14 protein-coding genes are annotated in these 19,158 nt (G+C 71.2%); 4 read left to right on the top strand and 10 right to left on the bottom strand.

Translation table 11 applies throughout. From position 1 onward, the window contains the following. Nucleotides 1-84: 84 nt before the first annotated feature. Entirely contained in the window at nucleotides 85-921 is an 837-nt protein-coding gene (locus H181DRAFT_RS21580) for a GNAT family N-acetyltransferase (protein WP_045866221.1), read from the bottom strand. A gap of 116 nt (nucleotides 922-1,037) precedes the next feature. After that, nucleotides 1,038-2,876 (bottom strand): IucA/IucC family protein, encoded by a 1,839-nt coding sequence (locus H181DRAFT_RS21585; RefSeq protein ID WP_107068824.1) that lies wholly within the window; start codon nucleotides 2,874-2,876, stop codon nucleotides 1,038-1,040. Between the two features lie 526 nt (nucleotides 2,877-3,402). Here H181DRAFT_RS21585 and H181DRAFT_RS21590 point away from each other — a divergent pair. Further along, entirely contained in the window at nucleotides 3,403-4,623 is a 1,221-nt protein-coding gene (locus tag H181DRAFT_RS21590) for a trypsin-like serine peptidase (protein ID WP_045866222.1), read from the top strand. A 257-nt stretch (nucleotides 4,624-4,880) separates the two neighbouring features. Then, nucleotides 4,881-6,071 carry a trypsin-like serine peptidase gene (locus tag H181DRAFT_RS21595; protein ID WP_045866223.1) on the top strand — a complete coding sequence of 397 codons (1,191 nt, stop codon included), beginning with the start codon at nucleotides 4,881-4,883 and terminating at the stop codon, nucleotides 6,069-6,071. 105 nt (nucleotides 6,072-6,176) lie between these two features. Here the strand turns inward: H181DRAFT_RS21595 and hflX are convergent, their stop codons facing one another. The 6 genes from hflX to miaA all read right to left on the bottom strand — a co-directional run bounded on the left by hflX (nucleotide 6,177) and on the right by miaA (nucleotide 14,510). Further along, nucleotides 6,177-7,691, bottom strand: a complete 1,515-nt coding sequence (gene hflX, locus H181DRAFT_RS21600) for a GTPase HflX (protein ID WP_045866224.1) — start codon at nucleotides 7,689-7,691, stop codon at nucleotides 6,177-6,179. Nucleotides 7,692-7,881: 190 nt separating this feature from the next. After that, complete coding sequence (locus H181DRAFT_RS21605; protein ID WP_078895901.1) at nucleotides 7,882-9,378, bottom strand: M1 family metallopeptidase; 1,497 nt, start codon at nucleotides 9,376-9,378, stop codon at nucleotides 7,882-7,884. A gap of 149 nt (nucleotides 9,379-9,527) precedes the next feature. Continuing rightward, the gene (locus H181DRAFT_RS21610) at nucleotides 9,528-11,729 is read right to left on the bottom strand and encodes a RelA/SpoT family protein (protein WP_045866225.1); all 2,202 of its coding nucleotides are present in this window, start codon (nucleotides 11,727-11,729) and stop codon (nucleotides 9,528-9,530) included. A 172-nt stretch (nucleotides 11,730-11,901) separates the two neighbouring features. Continuing rightward, on the bottom strand, nucleotides 11,902-12,771 hold the full coding sequence (dapF, locus tag H181DRAFT_RS21615) for a diaminopimelate epimerase (RefSeq protein ID WP_045866226.1): 870 nt from the start codon (nucleotides 12,769-12,771) through the stop codon (nucleotides 11,902-11,904). A 51-nt stretch (nucleotides 12,772-12,822) separates the two neighbouring features. Then, entirely contained in the window at nucleotides 12,823-13,227 is a 405-nt protein-coding gene (locus H181DRAFT_RS21620) for a hypothetical protein (RefSeq protein WP_045866291.1), read from the bottom strand. Nucleotides 13,228-13,556: 329 nt separating this feature from the next. Beyond that, on the bottom strand, nucleotides 13,557-14,510 hold the full coding sequence (gene miaA / locus H181DRAFT_RS21625) for a tRNA (adenosine(37)-N6)-dimethylallyltransferase MiaA (RefSeq protein WP_045866227.1): 954 nt from the start codon (nucleotides 14,508-14,510) through the stop codon (nucleotides 13,557-13,559). Nucleotides 14,511-14,960: 450 nt separating this feature from the next. Here miaA and H181DRAFT_RS21630 point away from each other — a divergent pair, with 450 nt between their 5' ends. After that, on the top strand, nucleotides 14,961-15,200 hold the full coding sequence (locus tag H181DRAFT_RS21630; protein ID WP_045866228.1) for an antitoxin: 240 nt from the start codon (nucleotides 14,961-14,963) through the stop codon (nucleotides 15,198-15,200). Between the two features lie 142 nt (nucleotides 15,201-15,342). Here H181DRAFT_RS21630 and H181DRAFT_RS21635 read toward each other — a convergent pair whose 3' ends face one another. Together H181DRAFT_RS21635 and miaB are read right to left on the bottom strand one after the other, a co-directional pair. Then, complete coding sequence (locus H181DRAFT_RS21635) at nucleotides 15,343-16,080, bottom strand: class III extradiol dioxygenase subunit B-like domain-containing protein (RefSeq protein WP_045866229.1); 738 nt, start codon at nucleotides 16,078-16,080, stop codon at nucleotides 15,343-15,345. A gap of 331 nt (nucleotides 16,081-16,411) precedes the next feature. Continuing rightward, nucleotides 16,412-17,902, bottom strand: coding sequence for a tRNA (N6-isopentenyl adenosine(37)-C2)-methylthiotransferase MiaB (gene miaB / locus H181DRAFT_RS21640; protein WP_045866230.1), 1,491 nt, complete (start codon nucleotides 17,900-17,902; stop codon nucleotides 16,412-16,414). Nucleotides 17,903-17,980: 78 nt separating this feature from the next. Between miaB and H181DRAFT_RS21645 the strand changes: the two genes are divergently transcribed. Beyond that, nucleotides 17,981-19,000, top strand: a complete 1,020-nt coding sequence (locus tag H181DRAFT_RS21645) for a TAXI family TRAP transporter solute-binding subunit (RefSeq protein WP_045866231.1) — start codon at nucleotides 17,981-17,983, stop codon at nucleotides 18,998-19,000. Nucleotides 19,001-19,158 lie beyond the last annotated feature (158 nt).

A 19,158-nucleotide genomic window follows, 5' to 3' on the forward strand; every position in this document is an offset into this window, starting at 1 on the left:
GAAGGTGCACAGGGGTCTCCTTTGCTCGGGGACTGGAACGCTGGAGCAGCGAATCTTCGGGGGACGGGCGCGGTCGTACGCGCCTCAGAGCACTTCGCGCAGTTCGCGGTCGCGGACCATCAGCGCCGCGCGCTTGTCCGGCAGGTCCACCTCGGCGGACAGCCGGAACCCGGCGCTCAGGAACGCCGAGACGGAGGCGACGTTGCGTACGTCCGGCTCGGCCAGGACCCGGCCGCAGCGGGGCCGCTGGTCGAGGACGAGGTCGGCGACGGCGCGCAGCAGAGCCGTGCCGATGCCGCGGCCGCGGTCGGGGACGCCGCCGATCAGCAGGTGCAGTCCGGTGTCGTGCGGACGCGCCTGGCAGTAGCGGGCGATGGGGTCGAGGTCTGCGCGGTAGACCTCCCAGTAGCTCATGGGTACGCCGTCTAGAACGCCCAGACAGGGAACGCTGCGTCCGTCACCGTCCAGTTGTTTCCGCAGATGCTCTGCTGTGACGTCCTCCGGACCGGCGAGCTCCCAGAACGCGGCCACTGCGGGGTCGTTCATCCATGCGGTGATCAGCCGGAGATCGCGTTCCAGACGCACCGGCACCAGCCGCACCGTCCCGACCGGTGTGCCTGCGGGCGGCCAGGTGTGGACGGAGTCGAGAAGTCCGGGATCCTTCGCGCTGCCCGGGACGGGGCCGCGGGCGCCCGGGCCGGCGACTTGCCGGTCGTGGCCGTACGGGAGGACTGCGGAGCCGCCTGGAGGTGCGGCCCGGCCGGCAGTCGTGCCGGAGCCGGACGCTGCGTGTGCGGCGAGCCGGCCGATCTCGTCCGCCTTGTCGTGTTCGGCCAGCAGGGCGGCCAGTTCACCGGCCAACTGAAGATCGAGGGTGTCGTCGTTGCTGGATCCGGAAGGGGGCCGGTTCGGCTGTTGCACGGACGGCGCCTCCTCTCGCTTGTCAGGGCCCGGCGGGTGCCGTGGTGACGGTCCGCGCAGGCCGTTCGCGTCGCCCGCGTGCGTGCGCGGTGCGACGTCTGGCGGGAGCCCGGCGTTCAGCCGGCCACGGGGTTGGTGACGGTGACGTAGACGGACTGGGTGTCGACGGGTCCGACCAGTTCGTCCATGCCGTGCAGCCTGGTGAGCAGGTTGGCCTTGCATCGCAGCGCCGGCGCGTCGAGGAGCATGGCGGGGAGCGGCGACGCGGGTGCGCCGTCCTCCCCCACCGCCTCGGTGCGCAGGAAGCGGCGGAACGCGGCGAGCAGCACCTGTTCGGTTGCGAGCCGTTGCTCCCCCAGCGAGCCGATGAGGCCGAGCACGTTGTTGACGCCCAGGTAGTACGCGAACCGCTCGTCGACCACCGCGTCCGCGACGAAGGAGTCGCTGGCGACGCCGAGCGCCGCTCCGGGAAGCCGCTGCTGCAGCTCCTCCCGGTGGGAGGTGCGGAAGTAGTAGCCCTGGTTGTCGCGGTAGCGTCCGCCGCTCGGCCAGCCGTCGCCGTCGAGCAGGACGAGCGTGTTCTGCTGATGCGCTTCCAGTGCGATGCCGGCGTTGGCATCGAGCCACAGCACAGGCCGTACGACGGCGTCGAGGTAGCGCAGGAACCACTCGGTGGCGACAGCGGTGACCGGCCGCCCCGTCCTCGCGGACAGCCGCTGCACGATGCCGGCCAGACGTGAACGCATGACAGTGCCGCCGGCCTCCGCCACGGGGCGCGGTGAGGTCAGTCCGGCCAGGCAGACGGCGTCGTCCGAGGCGCCGAAGGGGTTGTGCCGGATGACCGTGTCCATGCCCGGGACCGGCAGCCCGTCGGGTCCGTCGACGCCGAGCCACGCGGGATCGCGGACGATGTCGAAGCCCGGATGCGCTGCGCGCCACTGTGCGCTGAGCCCCGCACGCAGCAGACGGTGCACCTCCAGGCCGCGAAGAAGCTCCTTGCGGAGGTTCTCCCGGCGGGAGTTGGTGATGGGGAGGTCCAGGGAGAGCTTCAGCATCGCCGGTCCGTCGGGTCGCGCGACGGTGCGGACGGACGAGGTGGGGTGCCACCGGTCGCCCGTCGTGCCGATGTCGTGCAGCAGTCCGTCCGAGAGGAGCCGGGCCACTGCCGGTCTGTGCTGAAGCTGGCGGGCCTGCCACGGGTGCAGGGGCAACGGCACGGTACCGGCGGGCAACCGGACAGCGGCATCCCCGGCGAGGCGCACCGCGAGCTGGTCGCCTGTGACTGTCCGGCCGCGCTCCGTCCATGCGGAGTCCCGGGCGAGCACTGACCGGTCGACTGCCATCCAGTGCAACTGGAAGGAGCCCCGCAGCTCAGGCGAGTACGCGCGGCACTCTGCCTCGGAGAGTCCTTGGCGTGCCTTCGGCGACGGATGCAGGGGGTGACCGAGGACGAGTGACTGCTCGGCGTCCAGGAACGGGCCCACGGGGGACGGCGGTTCGGGTGCGGCTGTCCGTGCGGCGAGGAAGCGGGCCGTGCGCTCGACGGAGTCCGCGACCCGGCCCACGAGACCGGCGGACTCGGCGGAACCGGCCGCGTTGTGCGGGGAGGCGGCACTCGCGGTGGTCGTGGCCGGGGCCTGTGTCGCCGCAGCCGTCCGGGCGGAGTGCGACGCCTCGCGGCTGAGGAGTGCGGCCAGCGTGACGGCGTCGACGGGCGCGCAGTCCGGCGGGGCCTTCTCCGGTACCGGCGGTCCGAAGCGGTGGCGGCCGGTGTCGGACCAGTAGCGGACCGGGACCCGCAGTACGAGGCCGGACGCGTGCAGTGCGACGCGCAGTGTGTCCTGGGCGGGCCGCGGGATGTCGTTCTCCCGTACCCAGCACCGCAGCAGGTTCTCCGTCGCGGCGGCGTCCGCCGCCTGCGCGGGGTCGCTGGGGCTCTCGGCGGGCGGACGCATGTCCGGAGCACCCGCTGCTTGCCGTGGCAGTCCGGTGTGGCCGGCGCCTTCTGCCGTCGCGTCCAGCAGCGCGGTCGCAGCGGGCAGTGCGGCCGCCCGTGGACGCGGCGGTTCCGGCGTCCCGTCAGCGGCTTGCGATGGAGCCGATGAGACGGTGCTCTCCGGCAGGTCGATCCGGCGGCTCGCCAGAACCTGGCCGGGCACGACGGCGCGGTGCCGGCCCGTAGCGGGAGCGGGCGCGGGCGCCGTTCCGCTCGGCGGGCCTTCGGCTCCGGTACGCGCGTTCACAGAGATCTCCTCCGGTGTCGACTTGGCGCGCTCAAGAGCGGGCCGGACTCCCCCGTCCGTACCAACGAAGCCGATGCCCGGGGATCACGGGCGAAGTGAAGATCTGTCATGTGAACCGGTCGGAACCGTGGACCCTGCCGGGCCCGTCCCCCTTCTCACCGGGCATAGTGGTTGCCGCTCCGCTCGGCGGGGCCCTCACAACTCAAGAGGCGGAACGACATCCAGGGGGAGTTCATTCATGTCAGCCAACCTCCGGCGCTCGCGACGACGTTCAGCGCCGGCTGTGGCCACAGTCGCCGCAGTCGCGGCTCTGGCACTGACGGCCACGGCTTGCGGGCCGGAAGAGGACAACGGGGGGAGCGCGCCCAGCGCTTCGGCCTCGGCGGCCGAGCCGGACGCCAAACACGATCTGAACCTGCCGGACGAGCTCCCCAAGGACCTCCCGAGTTCCCTCAAGGACCTGGAGAAGTGGCGCAACGGCGAGTGGAAGAACTGGGACCGCGACGAATGGCTGCGCCAGGCCAAGGAGTTCATCAACCCGATCATCGACGACCTCTGGGACCCGGACCGGATGAAGGACGCCGACGGGAACGACCGCAAGGTCGATGACGACGAGATCGACGACGGCGGGAGCGGCGGCGACAACGGCACCGGTGAGGACGAGGGCGTCACCGACCCCACGCCTGCGCGCGTGACGGCCAAACCGGTCAGGCTCCCCTACACCAAGGACACCGCCCCGGTGGGCAAGGTGTTCATGGACACCCCGAAGGGGCCGCTGGTCTGCTCCGGCACCGTCGTCGAGGACCCGGCGCACCCCGGGAAGTCCAACCTCGTGGCGACGGCCGGGCACTGCGTGCACGCGGGCAAGAGCGGCGGCTGGTTCCGCAACGTGGTCTTCGTGCCGCGCTACAACCCGAAGGGCCTCTCCAACGCGCAGCTGGAGAACGCCAAGAGCAAGGACGTCGCCCCCGACGGCGTCTGGTGGGCGAAGTACGCGGGCACCACGGACCACTGGATCGACGAGGGCGCGAAGGCCGGTGGCGGCGGCGCGTCGCAGGACTTCGCCGTGATGAAGGTCCGGCCGGAGGACAAGAAGTCCGGTCCGTCGCTGCAGGAGGTCGTCGGCAAGGCCGCGAAGATCAACTTCAACACTCCGCGTGTGAAGTCCATCCCGAGCCTCACACCGCACGGCTACCCGGCGGCGCCGCCGTTCGACGGGGCGAAGATGCTCACCTGCACCGGCAAGCCCGGCCGTCTCACCATCGACCCCGCGCAGCCCACGATGTACCGCGTCGGCTGCACCATGACCGGCGGCTCCTCCGGCGGCGGCTGGCTCACCGCGAGCGGTCGGCAGCTGCTGTCCGTCACCTCCATCGGTCCGGTGCAGGGCGGCTGGCTCGCCGGCCCCCGCATCGGCAAGGAGGCCAAGGGCGTCTTCGACAGGATCGCGAAGAAGTAGCCGGCGGCACCGCACCACCGGCGCCCGAAGCGGTACGGCCGGCGCGTCCGGGGCGCGCCGGCCGGCATCCGCCCGGTGCCTGCTCGGCAACAACCCGGACCGCTCCGGCAGCCCGGACCGCTCGGTCCCCGGCGCCGCACCGGAATCGCCGCCCGCCGGCCGGCGTTCCCCGGCGCCGCACCGCACCCTCCGCGGGGCGGTCACGCCCCACGGCACGCACAGCCATCAACTCACGCCCGATCAGGGGGATCTGTTCCATGTCATCGATACGCAGGCCGGGACGCCGTCCTGCCGTGGCCGCCGCGGCGGTCGCCGGGGTTCTCGTACTGACCGCCACGGCCTGTTCACCGGGCGGCGAAAGCGACAGCGCCGCGCAGGCCAGGCCGTCCGAACGGCCGTCCTCCGCGGAGGACCTGGGCATCCCCGACAAGCTGCCTGAGGACCTGCCCACTTCGCTGAAGGACCTGGAGAAGTGGCGCAACGGCGAGTGGAAGAACTGGGACCGCGACCAGTGGATCCGTGAGGGCTCCGACTTCGTGAACCCCTACATCAAGGACCACTGGAAGCCCGGCCGCATGGAGGACGCCGAGGACAACGGCAAGCGCGTCCCCGAGAATGTCGAGTCGGCCTCCGGCGCCAGCGCGACCGGCCCCGAGCCCCGGCCGGTCGAGGCTCGCGGCGTCAAGACGCCGTACACCAGCAACGCCGCACCCGCGGGCAAGGTCTTCATGGAGACGCCGCAGGGCCCCAAGGTCTGCTCGGGCACCGTGGTGAAGGATCCGCGCAGTCCCGGACAGTCGAACCTCGTCGCCACGGCGGGCCACTGCGTCCACTCCGGCAAGGACGGCGGCTGGCTGCGCAACATCATGTTCGTACCTGCCTACAACAACCGCGGACTGCCGCCGTCGCAGATCCGGAACGCCCAGCCGCAGGATGTCGCTCCGTACGGGCAGTGGTGGACGGAGTGGGCGCAGACGAGCGACTACTGGATCAAGCAGGGCGCACAGTCCGGCGGTGGCGGGGCCCAGCAGGACTTCGCGGTGCTCCAGGTCCGTCCGCAGCAGCGCACGGGCAAGTCCCTGGAGGAGACAGTGGGCGCGGCAGTGAAGATCAACTTCAACGCTCCGGCCACCGAACGCTTCTCGGGCCTCAGCTCCTACGGCTACCCCGCGGCTCCGCCGTACGACGGGGCGAAGATGTACAGCTGCACGGACAAGCCGGGCAGTCTCACGATCGACCCCGGACAGCCCGCTCTCTACCGCATCGGCTGCACCATGACCGGCGGTTCCTCCGGCGGCGGCTGGTTCATGAAGGGCGAGAACGGCAAGGCCGAGCTGGTCTCCGTCAACTCGATCGGCCCGCAGCCGGCCACGTGGCTGGCCGGGCCGCGACTCGGCCCGACAGCGAAAGCGGTCTTCGACAGCATCAGCAAGAAGTTCGCGAAGTAGAACTGACCGGCACACGCACTCACGCCGGCAGGACACACGCGACGGCCCGCTCTTCACATCGAAGAGCGGGCCGTCGCACTGTTCGGCCGCCACGGCGGCTGTGTGCTACGTGCGCTGGGCAGCGGCAGCGGGCTCGTACTGGCGCAGTTCGGACGCCAGTTCCGGATGGACACGCACCTTGAGCAGCGTGCCCTCGCCCGTGTGCTCCTCGGAGAGCACTTCGCCCTCGCCGTGTACGCGGGAGACGAGATTGCCCGCCGTGTAGGGCACGAGCACCTCCAGCTCCACGGACGGACGCGGCAGTTCCTCGTCGATGAGCGCACGGAGCTCGTCGATCCCCTGCCCCGTACGGGCGGAGACCGCGAGCGCGCAGCGCTCGGCACGCAGCAGCCGTTCCAGCACGAGCGGTTCGGCGGCGTCGGCCTTGTTGACGACGACGATCTCGGGGACGTGCGAAGCCCCGACGTCACTGATCACCGCGCGCACAGCGGCCAGTTGCTCCTCCGGAGCGGGGTGCGAGCCGTCCACGACGTGCACGATGAGGTCGGCGTCGGCGACCTCCTCCATCGTGGAGCGGAACGCGTCCACGAGGTGGTGCGGGAGGTGCCGCACGAAACCGACGGTGTCCGTCAGGGTGTGCAGCCGCCCGCTCGGCGTCTCCGCCTTCCGCACGGTCGGGTCCAGAGTCGCGAACAGGGCGTTCTCGACGAGGACCCCGGCGCCCGTCAGGCGGTTGAGCAGCGAGGACTTGCCCGCGTTGGTGTATCCGGCGATCGCGACCGAGGGCACCTTGTTGCGGCGCCGCTCCTGCCGTTTGATCTCGCGGCCGGTCTTCATCTCCGCGATCTCGCGCCGCATCTTGGCCATCCGCTCACGGATGCGCCGCCGGTCGGTCTCGATCTTGGTCTCACCGGGACCACGCGTCGCCATGCCGCCGCCCGAGGAACCGGAGCCACCGCCGCCCATCTGCCGTGACAGCGACTGGCCCCAGCCGCGCAGCCTCGGCAGCATGTACTGCATCTGAGCCAGCGCGACCTGTGCCTTGCCCTCACGCGACTTGGCGTGCTGGGCGAAGATGTCGAGGATGAGGGCCGTACGGTCGACGACCTTCACCTTGACGACGTCCTCGAGATGGATCAGCTGACCGGAGCTGAGTTCACCGTCGCAGACCACGGTGTCCGCACCGCTGTCGATGACGATGTCGCGCAGCTCCTGGGCCTTGCCGGAGCCGATGTACGTCGCGGCGTCCGGCTTGTCGCGGCGCTGGATCACGCCGTCGAGGACCAGTGCCCCCGCCGTCTCGGCCAGCGCGGCGAGCTCCGCGAGGGAGTTCTCCGCGTCCCGGGCCGTGCCGGAGGTCCACACCCCGACGAGCACGACGCGCTCCAGGCGGAGCTGCCGGTACTCGACCTCGGTGACGTCCTCCAGCTCGGTGGAGAGGCCGGCGACGCGGCGCAGGGCCGCCCGGTCGCTCCGGTCGTACTGCTCGCCGTCACGCTCTCCGTCGACCTCGTCACTCCAAGCAACGTCCTCTTCCATCAGGGCGTCAGCTCGACGGTCGGATTCGGCGACACGCAGGCCAGTGGTGGGAAAGGAAGAAGAGGGAGAAGAGAAGGTCATTTGATCCTTACGTCGAAGGCGGATGCGGGAGATGTGCGCGCGGTACGCGACAGGGCCCCGCGAGTCCCGATAGGGGAACGCTTGCCCCGCGTCATTGATTCCCGGGCGGATTCCCGGACGCCGGAGCGTCCCGTGACGCTCCGTGCGCCGCCTGAAATGGTGGCACGGCGCCCGCGCGCCGTCACCCCGTTTACCGGCCGCCCGCCCGCCACCGCGGATGGCCGGGCATCGACGGCGTCTTCTCCCCGTACAGCCAGTCGTCGAAGAACGCGCTCAGGTCCTTCCCGGAGACCTCGTTCGCCAGGGAGACGAAGTCGTCCGAGGAGGCGTTGGCGTCCCGGTGCCGGGTGACCCATTCCCGCTGCAGCCGGTCGAACGCCTTCGCCCCGACCTTCTCCCGGAGGGCGAAGAGCAGGATCGCGGAACCGTCGTAGACGCTCTTCCGGAAGATGTTGATCTTGTTGCCGGGTTCGGCTGCGTGCAGACGGCCGGGCGGGCCGAACTTCCGCCGCCAGGTGTCGGACTCCTCGTACGCCTTCCTGACCCTCGAGGCCAGTGACGGACCGCCGCGTTCAGCCGCGTAGAGCCACTCGTACCAGGTGGCATGGCCCTCGTTCAGCCAGAGGTCGTCCCAGGTGACGGGAGTGACGCTGTCACCGAACCACTGGTGCGCCGCCTCGTGCACCATGATCGACTCCGGATACCAGTCGGGGACGGCGCCGGAGGTGAAGAGCTGCTTCTCGAACAGGGACAGCGTCTGCGTCTCCAGTTCGAAGCCGGTGCTGGCGTCGGCCATCAGCAGACCGTACGTCTCGAACGGATAGCGCCCCAGCCTTCTCTCCAGCCACGCCAACTGCCCCGGCGTCTTCTCCAGCCACGGTTCCAGCGCCTTCCGGTCCTTGCGGGGCACCACATCACGCAGCGGCAGACCGTGCGGCCCCTTGGCCCGCCGCACGGAGGAACGGCCGATCGACACCTGCGCGAGCTCCGTGGCCATGGGGTGAGCGAGACGGTACGTCCACTCCGTGCGGCCGCCGCTCCTGTGCACCTTCCTCTTCAACTGTCCGCCTCCGACGACGGTCAGAGCCTTCGGAGCAGTGACGCGGAACGTGAATGCGGCCTTGTCGGAAGGGTGGTCGTTGGACGGGAAGACGCGATGGGCGGCGTCCGCCTGGTTCGCCATGGCGAGGCCGTCCTCGGTACGGACCCAGCCGCTCGTGGCCGCCTTGTCCGTCGGACTGGTGTGCCGGACCTCCACGCGCATCCGCTGTCCTTTCCGCAGCGCAGCGGCCGGGGTGACCACCAGATCCTCCTTCACGCTCTGGCGCTTCGCCGGACGGCCGTTGACGCGTACAGAGCGCACCTTCCCCGCCGTGAAGTCGAGGTTGAAGCGGGACAGCCCGTCCTTTGCGGTGACGTCGGCGTCGATGACTGTGCGCGCGTCGAGCGGCTTGGCGTTGTCACCCGAGTAGTCGAAGGCGATGTCGTAGGCGCGCACGTCGTACCCCGGGTTGCCGAGTTCCGGGAAGAGCCGGTCGCCCACTCCCTGCGGTTCCGGCGGCGGCAGAGCGGCACCGACGAGCGCGAGGACGGCGGTGGCGACGGCGGCGCAGGTGCAGGCGCGGCGACAGGCGGGAGGGGTCGCCCGCGCACTGCGCGCCGGCGCCCGAAAGAGCGGGAAGTCCATGCAGTACTGCTATCCGTGGCGGACAGAGCGCAAGGTCTGCCCCGCGCGGGCCCACTCGAAAGAAGTCAGCGTGCTGTGTCGGCAGGACAGTGCGACAGCTGCGGGCCTTCACCAACCGTGCGGTTCTCCCGTCTGCGCGGCGTCGAACGTCAACGTGCCGGGAGCGGCCGGCTGGCCCGGGTGACGTCGTAGACGCCGGGGACGCGTCGCATCGCGCGCATCAGATCAGGCAGTCCCGCCGCGTCGGGCAGTTGCAGCGTGTACGTGTGGAGGACTCGCTGTTCGCGCGGCGGTTCGACGTCGGCGGCGACGACTGCCGCGCCCTGCGCCGCGATGATCTCGGTCAGATCCGCCAGCAGATGCGGCCGCCCCAGCGCTTCCGCGCGCAGGGTGACGCGGCAGCCCGCTGCCCCCTGCCGCCAGCTCACCGGGACCGGTCGCCGGCCGGTGGACGCCATGCGTGTCACTGTCTGGCAGCTCTCGCGGTGCACTGTCACAGCGCCGCCCCGGACAGCGAAACCGGTGACGGAGTCCGGCGGCACGGGCGTACAACATCGCGCCAGGCGCACGACGGCGTGCGGGTCCTCGGCCACAACCGATGCCGTCTCCGTCGCGCGGCCGCTGTCGGGGGACGGACCGGTGCTGTCCTCCCGGGAGCTTCGGCCACCCGGGTCGGCCGGGTCCGGCGGAGACACGGGAGCCGCCGTCGAGCAGGGTGCGACAGCGCGGGAACCGCCGTCTCCGGCCTGCCGGGCGTGACCGCCACCGTTTCCGGTGGCACCCACACTGGTCAGCTCCTGCTTGGGCTCCGCCTCCGCCGCCACAGGGTGAGCGGCGAGCCAGTGCCGGATCGCGATGCGCGCGGCCGGGGTGCGGGCGTGGTCGAGCCATTCCGGCGATGGACCGGACGGTGCGGAAGCCGCGGGCTCGAGGAAGAGCTGCAGCGCGTCGCCGTCCCTCAGCACCGTACTGAGCGCCGTCAGGCGCCCGTTGACGCGTGCGCCGATGCAGCGGTGGGCCGCTTCCCCGTACCTGGCGTAGGCGGCGTCCACGCAGGTCGCCCCCGCCGGAAGCGGCAGCGCGCCACCGCTCGGGGCGGGCGCCGCGCCAGGGGAGGCGCAGTAGACGGTGATCTCCCGGTCCTGCGCGAGTTCGTCGCGCAGCTCCGTCCAGAAGGTCTCGGTGTCCGTGGCGTGGCTCTGCCACTTCAGCAGCCGGGAGAGCCAGCCGGGGCCGGGCTCGGTGTCGCTGCCGTCACCGCCGGAGGGGACGCCGTGCGGGTCGCCGAGTGCGATGACGCCGGCCTCCGCGACCCGGTGCATCTGCCGTGTGCGCACGAGGACTTCGGCCACGCGGCCTTCCTCGTCGGCGATCGCCGTGTGCAGCGACTGGTAGAGGTTGAACTTCGGCGCCGCGATGAAGTCCTTGAACTCGGCGACGATGGGCGTGAAGCAGGTGTGGAGTTCACCGAGGACGGCGTAGCAGTCGGCGTCCTCCTCCACCATGATCAGCAGACGCCCGAAGTCGCACGGCCCGAGTTCGCCCCTCTTCTGGCGGAGGCGGTGCACGGAGACGGTGTGGCGGGGCCGGATGAGGACCTGCGCGATGATGCCGGCCTCGCGCAGCACCCGCCGCACCGAAGTGGCCATGCCTGTCAGCGGATCGGGCTCCTTGGCGTGTTCGGCGATCAACTCCCGTGCCAGCGCGTGCTCTTCAGGGTGGAGGATGGCGAAGACGAGGTCTTCCAGCTCGGTCTTGAGTGCCTGTACGCCCAGCCGCTCGGCGAGCGGGATCAGCACGTCCCGCGTCACCTTGGCGATGCGGACCTGCTTCTCGGGGCGCATGACGCCCAGCGTGCGCATGTTGTGGAGCCGGTCCGCGAGCTTGATCGACATCACGCGGACATCGTTGCCGGTGGCCACGAGCATCTTCCGGAACGTCTCCGGCTCGGCGGCGGCGCCGTAGTCGACCTTCTCCAACTTGGTGACGCCGTCGACGAGATAGCTCACCTCCTCGCCGAACTCCTCGCGCACCTGATTCAGCGTCACGTCGGTGTCCTCGACCGTGTCGTGCAGCAGGGAGGCCGTCAACGTCGTGGTCTCCGCGCCCAGTTGGGCCAGGAGCAAGGTCACGGCCAGCGGATGCGTGATGTACGGGTCGCCGCTCTTGCGCATCTGTCCGCGGTGCGAGGACTCCGCGAGCACGTAGGCGCGGCGCAGCGCCGCGAGATCGGCTTCGGGATGGTGGGCACGGTGCACTTTGGCGACGTGCTCCATGGCGTCGGGCAGACCGTCACGGCGCGGGCCCTGCCCCAGCAGGGCCGCGTGACTGAGCCTTCTCAGACTCCTCATGGCACCTCCGCTGACGCAACACCCCGGACAGGCCCGGGCCTGTGATGCTACCGACCCCAGCACACGCGGATGACCGGGTCCCGCGCAGCGTGAAACGGATCACCCCATCGAGGGACGTTTAAAGGTAAGGGAGTTCACCAGTGCGCTTGTTGCGTGCCGCCGGATCCACGCCTCAGGCGTACAGCCACTCCGGATCGAGGGAGCCCTCCGCGACGATCACAGCGGGGCCCGTCATCTCGACTTCGCCGTCGGCCCGTTCGGTGATCACCAGCCGTCCGCCGGGCACGTCCACGGTGTACGTCGCCGACGTACCGTCAGCTGCCGGGTCCACACCGTCGCGCCGCGCGGCCGCCACCATCACGGCGCACGCACCGGTACCGCAGGAACGCGTCTCCCCCGAGCCCCGCTCGTGGACGCGCAGGGCGACGTGGCGGGGGCCGCGGTCCACCACGAATTCGACGTTCACGCCCGCCGGGTAGACCGCCGCCGGGGACACCTCAGGCGCGTCCAGCAGCCTCCCCGCATGCGCGAGATCGGCGACGAACGCCACAGCGTGCGGGTTGCCCATTCCGACGTGCACGGCCGGCCACTCGCGTTGACCCACGCGGACCGTGACCTCGTCCCCGGGAAGCGCCGCCGACCCCATGCCGACGGTGACCTCACCGCCGTCCTCGGCGAGGTGCGTGCGCCGCACCCCCGCCCGGGTCGCGATCGCGATCTCACCCGCCTTGGCCAGGCCCGCCCTCTCCAGGTAGCGCACGAAGACGCGTACGCCGTTGCCGCACATCTCCGCGACGGAGCCGTCGGCGTTGCGGTAGTCCATGAACCACTCGGCGTCCCCCGCCATCGCCCTGGCCTCGGGATGGGCCGCCGACCGCACGACCCGCAGCAGCCCGTCGCCGCCGATCCCCGCCCGCCGGTCGCACAGCCGCGCGACAGTCTCCGGAGACACCTCGAGAGTGCCGTCCGGGTCGGGGAGGATGACGAAGTCGTTCTCGGTGCCGTGGCCCTTCAGGAACGGCACGGGCTGTGCGCTGACCATGCACCCGATCCTACGGGAGCACCGCTCGCCGCTCCTGGCGGCCTGGGGTACTCAGCGGAGGCGGGCGACGCGCCAGATGGCCAGCACCACGACGGTGCCCACGACGACGGCGTACAGCAGCACGACGCGCCAGTCCGGGCGGTCGCCGGACCCCCGCGCGGGCAGCCCCGGCCACATCAGGCCCGCTCGGCGGGCCGCCATGACGCCCCAGCCCGCGGCGCAGCCGCAGATCAGCAGCCCGAGCATGGAGACGACCGCTCCGGTGCCGCCGCCCGGCTCGAAGGCGAGGGGGAACGCGAACATCAGGGAGCCGAGTGCGCTCAGCCCGACGATCGGGGCGATCTGCCACAGCCGCAGCTTGCGCGGCGGACGCAGGTCCTGGGGTTCGACGGGCGGCTCGTCGACGGCGCGCAGCTCGTCGGAGTCGTGGCCGAGACCGTCCTCATCGCCGTCCACGGCATCGGCGAGGCCGTCACGCGCACCGGAGGTGCCGTTTCCGCGGAAGCCGGCACTGCGGTGAGCCGCCGCGGCACTGCCGACAGCGGAACCGCCGCCGTGCCCGGACGAATCCTCCGCCCGGTCGTCGAGGCTCGTGATGTCGTCGAGGCTTCCAACAGGCCCGACTCGCTTCGCCTCGTCGACGGCTGTCTCCTCATTGTCACGAGGGCCGGCCTCCATCGCCACCCGCCCTCCCAACTACGGCTGCAGGCTCCGAACGATGGTCGATGATGGCACGCCGCCACGGCCCCGACGGACGCGCAGGGCGTCCCGATGCCATCACGTGATCAGGCTGTGACCGCTTCTTCCAGGAGGGCCAGTGCTTTCCCGGTCAGTTCCGTCCTGTCCGGTTCCGCGCCGCTCAGCCAGTGGACACGCGGGTCGCGTCGGAACCACGAATCCTGGCGGCGCGCGAAGCGCTTCGTGGCGCGCACCGTCTCCTCGCGCGCCTCCGCCTCGGTGCACTCTCCCGCCAAGCTGGCGAGCACCTGCTGGTAGCCCAGGGCGCGGGACGCCGTACGTCCGGATCGCAGGCCGGCGGCCTCCAGGGCACGTACCTCGGCGACGAGGCCCGCCTCCCACATGCGGTCCACACGGGTCGCGATCCGGGCGTCGAGTTCGGGCCGGGCCACGTCGACACCGATCTGGACGGTCTCGTAGACGGCCTCGTGCCCGGGGAGGTTGGCGGTGAAGGGGCGGCCGGTGATCTCGATGACCTCCAGGGCGCGCACGATGCGCCGGCCGTTGCTCGGCAGGATCGCCCGCGCGGCCGCAGGGTCGGACTGCGCGAGCCGCGAGTGCAGCGCTCCCGACCCCTCGGCCGCGAGATCGCCCTCCAGCCGCGCCCGCACCACGGGATCGGTGCCGGGGAAGTCCATGGCGTCGATCGCGCCCCTCACGTACAGCCCCGAACCGCCCACCAGCACGGGGACGCGTCCCGCGGAGCGGAGCCTGTCGATCTCGGCTCTGGCGAGCCTCTGGTACTCGGCGACGCTTGCGGCGGCTGTGACGTCCCAGATGTCGAGCAGGTGGTGCGGGACGCCTCTGCGCTCCTCGTCCGGCAGTTTGGCCGTGCCGATGTCCATGCCCCTGTAGAGCTGCATCGAGTCCGCGTTGATCACCTCACCGCCGAGGTGACGGGCGAGCTCGACGCCCAGGTCGGACTTCCCCGCAGCGGTCGGTCCGACCACGGCGACGACCGGCGGTTCGCTGCGGCTTGAGGGAAGGGCGGAGGGATTCACGCCGTCAGTGTCGCAAACCCCCGTGGCGTCCCCCCTCCCCGAAGGGCCGTGCAACGCGCGGCCCGAGCGGCTTCGTTGTGCTTTTCAAGTATTTCCGGAGTCGCTCTCCGGGACGCCGCGGCCCGGCGTTGAGGGGTCGAGGCTTCCCGAAGCGCCGGATCGCGGCCGAATGAGTAAGGTCAGGAGTGTAGGTATGGGCGTCTTTGTGTGACTTCTGCACCGTTCTCCGGTCCGCCTCGGAAGCCGCCCGCCGGCACCGCCGAGGGTGCCGGGCCGGCGAGCGGGGAGGCGCAAGGGCAGGAGGCCGGGCCGCACCGGCGGCTGTGGACGAGAGCGAGGATCTCGGTTCCGAGTCAGCGGTCGCCCGAGGCAGCCGTCGCCGTCGAAGCCGGCGACGCCCGCAAACTGAAACGCCGCTCAGGCACACCGCAAAGAAGGAAGGTGGCCACCATGGGCTTCATGGACAAGGTCAAGGACATGCTGGGCCAGCACAGCGACAAGGTCTCCAAGGGCGTCGACAAGGCCGGAAAGATGGCCGACTCCAAGACCAAGGGCAAGTACAGCGACCAGATCCGGAGCGGCACGCAGAAGGCCAAGGACCAGGCCGAGAAGCTCGGCCGGCAGGACGGCGGCGGTAAGGGACGCTCCGATTCCGGCGGGGGCCGCGGCAAGGGCCCCGGCGGAGCCTGACCAGGAGTCCGAGCCGCCGAGCGGACCGAGCCGGGCCTCCTACGGTGCGGACCGGCCCGCGGGCGTGTGACTCCGGAGTACTCCGGAGTCACACGCCCGCTTCCGTACGGGCCGGCCGAGGGCGGCTTTACGGCGACGCCCGTCAGCTCCAGCTGGCGACGAGGTACCCGACGCCGTACGGAGCCTCGTCGTAGAGCAGGCGCCCTTCGAACCCGTCGCCGGTGCCGGCCTCGCCCTTTCCGGCTGCCGCCGCGCCCGCGAGCACGTGCCAGCTCGAGCGTCCGGACGCACCCAGTTCGTACCCGAGCTCCTCGTCCAGAGCGAGGAGCTGCTCCGGGCTCGCCTCGTCCAGCGCGCGAGCGGCACGGGCGTCGAAGGCGGCGGCACGTTCGTCGAAGTAGCCGGGGGCCTTGAGGGTGCGGCAGTTCGTGCCGTCACCCATCACGAGCAGAGCCAACCGCTCGTCCGAAGCGGCCAGTTGGGCACCGACGGCCTCGCACCGCTCCCTGTTCAGGGGCTCGCCGACGCCGAGGCCCTCGACGGGGGCGGCAGTCCACTCCGCGCGGCTCAGCAGCCACGCGCCGACGGCCAGGGACGAGGGCAGCGGGTGCGCGTCAGGGACCGCGTCGCCCTTGCCGAGCGTGACGTCCAGGTCGACTCCGAAGCCGCGGAAGGAACCCCGCGCCCCCTGCGCGTACGTACCGCGGGCGGGGGGCTCGGCCGGACCGACGACCACGAGTTTCTCCGGGCGGGCCGCGGCGAGACGTCTCAGCGCTTCGTCGCAGGCCGCACGGGCTGCGTCCATCTCGTGGGCCGCACCTCCCGCGACCTCGGGTACGAGCAGCGGCGGACAGGGGCATACGGCTGCGGCGACAAGCATGGCGCGCAGCTTAACGCCGCAAGTCGCTCTGCGTAACCGCTCGATCATCACGTAATTACGGCGAGCGGCACGGACTGGGGATCCGCCGCCGCGCGGCGCCGGAAGTCTCACCCGTCGCGCTCCTGTACGAGTGCCGCCCAGGTGAAGCGAATGTGGGGACGTCCCGCTCGCGCCCCCTGTGGACGATGAACACCGCGTAGCAGCCGGTGACTTCGCCGGCGGCCGGCGGTGCCGCAAGGGGGCTGCCCCAGCCGTCAGCGGGAACGCGGGAACGCGGTCTCCCGCGCCGTCCGCCGGCGGCGGACGCGTCTCGTCCGTCCGGATCCGCGTGTCAGCGGACTCCGCAGCCGCCGGTGTCGGCGGGGAGCGGCTCGGGGACGCCCACCGTCGGCAGCCCCAGCATGACGCCCTGCTGCTGCGCGCCGGCGGGGGGTGCCGCGTGCCGGGCCTCCCAGGCGTCGCCCGCGCGGGTGCGGCGCACCGAGACCGGCGGGGCCTCCGCGAGCAGGTGGTGCGGTGCCGCGTAGGTGATCCCGACCGTCACCGTGTCACCCGGGCGTACCGCCTCCTCCGGCGGCGCGAAGTGCACGAGCCTGTTGTCGGGGGCCCGCCCCGACAGCCGCTTCGTGGCGTTGTTCTTCCGTCCCTCGCCCTCCGCGACGAGCAGTTCCAGTGTCCGGCCGACCTGCTTCTTGTTCTCCTCCCAGGAGATCTCCTCCTGGAGTTCGACCAGGCGCTCGTACCGCTCCTGCACGACCTTCTTGGGGATCTGCCCGTCCATCTCGGCGGCGGGCGTCCCGGGGCGCTTGCTGTACTGGAACGTGAAGGCCTGCGCGAAGCGGGCCTCCCGTACGACGTGGAGCGTCTCCAGGAAGTCCTCCTCGGTCTCCCCGGGGAAGCCCACGATGATGTCCGTGGTGATGGCCGCCTCCGGCATCGCGGCGCGCACCTTCTCGATGATGCTGAGGAAGCGCTCCTGGCGGTACGAGCGCCGCATCGCCTTCAGCACCTTCGACGAACCCGACTGCAGCGGCATGTGGAGCTGCGGCATCACGTTCGGCGTCTCCGCCATGGCCGCGATCACGTCGTCGGTGAAGTCCCGCGGGTGCGGCGAGGTGAAGCGGACCCTCTCCAGTCCGTCGATACGTCCGCAGGCGCGGAGCAGCTTGCTGAACGCCTCGCGGTCGCCGATGTCGGAGCCGTAGGCGTTGACGTTCTGCCCGAGCAGCGTGATCTCGCTGACGCCCTCGTCGACGAGCGCCTCGACCTCGGCGAGGATGTCACCGGGACGGCGGTCCTTCTCCTTGCCGCGCAGCTGCGGAACGATGCAGAAGGTGCAGGTGTTGTTGCACCCGACGGAGACCGAGACCCACGCCGCGTATGCGCTCTCGCGCCGCGTGGGCAGCGTCGAGGGGAACGCCTCCAGCGACTCGGCGACCTCCACCTGCGCCTCTTCGCGGATGCGGGCCCGCTCCAGCAGTACGGGCAGCTTCCCCACGTTGTGGGTGCCGAAGACGACGTCGACCCAGGGGGCCTTCTTCACGATCGTCTCGCGGTCCTTCTGCGCGAGGCATCCGCCGACGGCGATCTGCATGCCGGGACGGGACGCCTTCTTCGGTGCGAGCTGGCCGAGGTTGCCGTACAGCCGGTTGTCGGCGTTCTCGCGCACCGCGCAGGTGTTGAAGACGACGACGTCGGCGCCGTCGGCGTCCCCGGGCGCGCGCACGTAGCCCGCGTCCTCCAGCAGGCCGGCCATCCGCTCGCTGTCGTGGACGTTCATCTGGCAGCCGAACGTCCGCAGCTCATATGTCTTCGCAGTCATCTCAGTCGACCAGAGTACGCGCTCCGTCACGGCCCCCGCCCCTCGCTTACCGGGCCGCGGGCTGGCACGATCACGCGCATGTTCAGCTTCCGCCGCATCCTCCCCGGCACGGGCAGCGGCCGCTCGCGCCGGCGCTCACTGCTGCGTGCCGGAGCAGCGGCCGCCGTGGTGCTGTCCCTGCTGCTGTGGTGGCTGATCCCCGGCGGGCAACCCGCACCCAGCGGCACCGTCTCGTTCGCCACGGGAGTCCCCACCGGTGTGTACGCGCGCTACGGCTCGCTCCTCAAGGAGCGTGTGGACCGCGAGATGCCGGGGGTGGACATGCGGCTGCTGCCCAGTCAGGGCTCTGTGCAGAACCTGGAGATGGTCTCGTCCGGCAAGGCCTCCTTCACGATCGCGGCCGCCGACGCGGTGGCCACCTACCGCGACAACAGGGAGAAGGGCGCCGGCCGGCTGCGCGCGTGTGCCCGGCTGTACGACGACTACATGCAACTCGTCGTACCCGCGGGCTCCGCCGTGCGCAGTGCGAAGGACCTCGAGGGACTGCGCGTGGGCGTCGGCCAGGAGCGCTCCGGGGTGAACCTCATCGCGGGGAGGCTGCTGCGGGCGGCCGGGCTGGACGTCGACAAGGACGTTCACGCTGTGCGCGCGGGGATCGACCGGATGCCCGGCATGCTGGAGCAGGGGAAGCTCGACGCGTTCTTCTGGTCGGGTGGCCTGCCGACCAACGCGATCGAGGGGCTCGCCGCGAAGACCAACATCCAGCTCGTCCAGCTCGGCGACCTCGTACCGAAGTTGCACGCCCTCGAGCCCGAGACCCGCTACTACCGGGCAGCGGTGATGCCTCCGGACGCGTACCCGGCCGTCCAGCAGGGCGAGCCGGTCAAGACGGTGGCGGTGGCCAATCTGCTGGTGACCACGGACCGTACGGACACCGCACTGACGGAGGGTGTGACGCGGGCGGTCCTCAGGAGCCGCGACCAGATCGGCGACAAGGTCCACGCGGCACAGAAGGTCGACCTGCGTACCGCGATCTACACGGCTCCGCTGGCGCTGCACAGAGGCGCGAGGGACTACTACCGCTCGGTCAAGCCGTAGCGCACTGTCCGTGCGGGCCCGGCTCCCGGGGGCGGCCGGCTCGACGGCCGGACAGCTGCATGCTCGACGGCCGGACAGTGCACCGCTTTGCGGCACCTCTGCCGTAGCGCTCCTGCCTCGCACCCCGTCGTCGCGCTCTCCCACGGCAACTCCCCTTT

This window comes from Streptomyces sp. WMMB 714 (assembly GCF_900090125.1).
GTDB classification, from domain to species: Bacteria; Actinomycetota; Actinomycetes; order Streptomycetales; family Streptomycetaceae; genus Streptomyces; species Streptomyces daqingensis.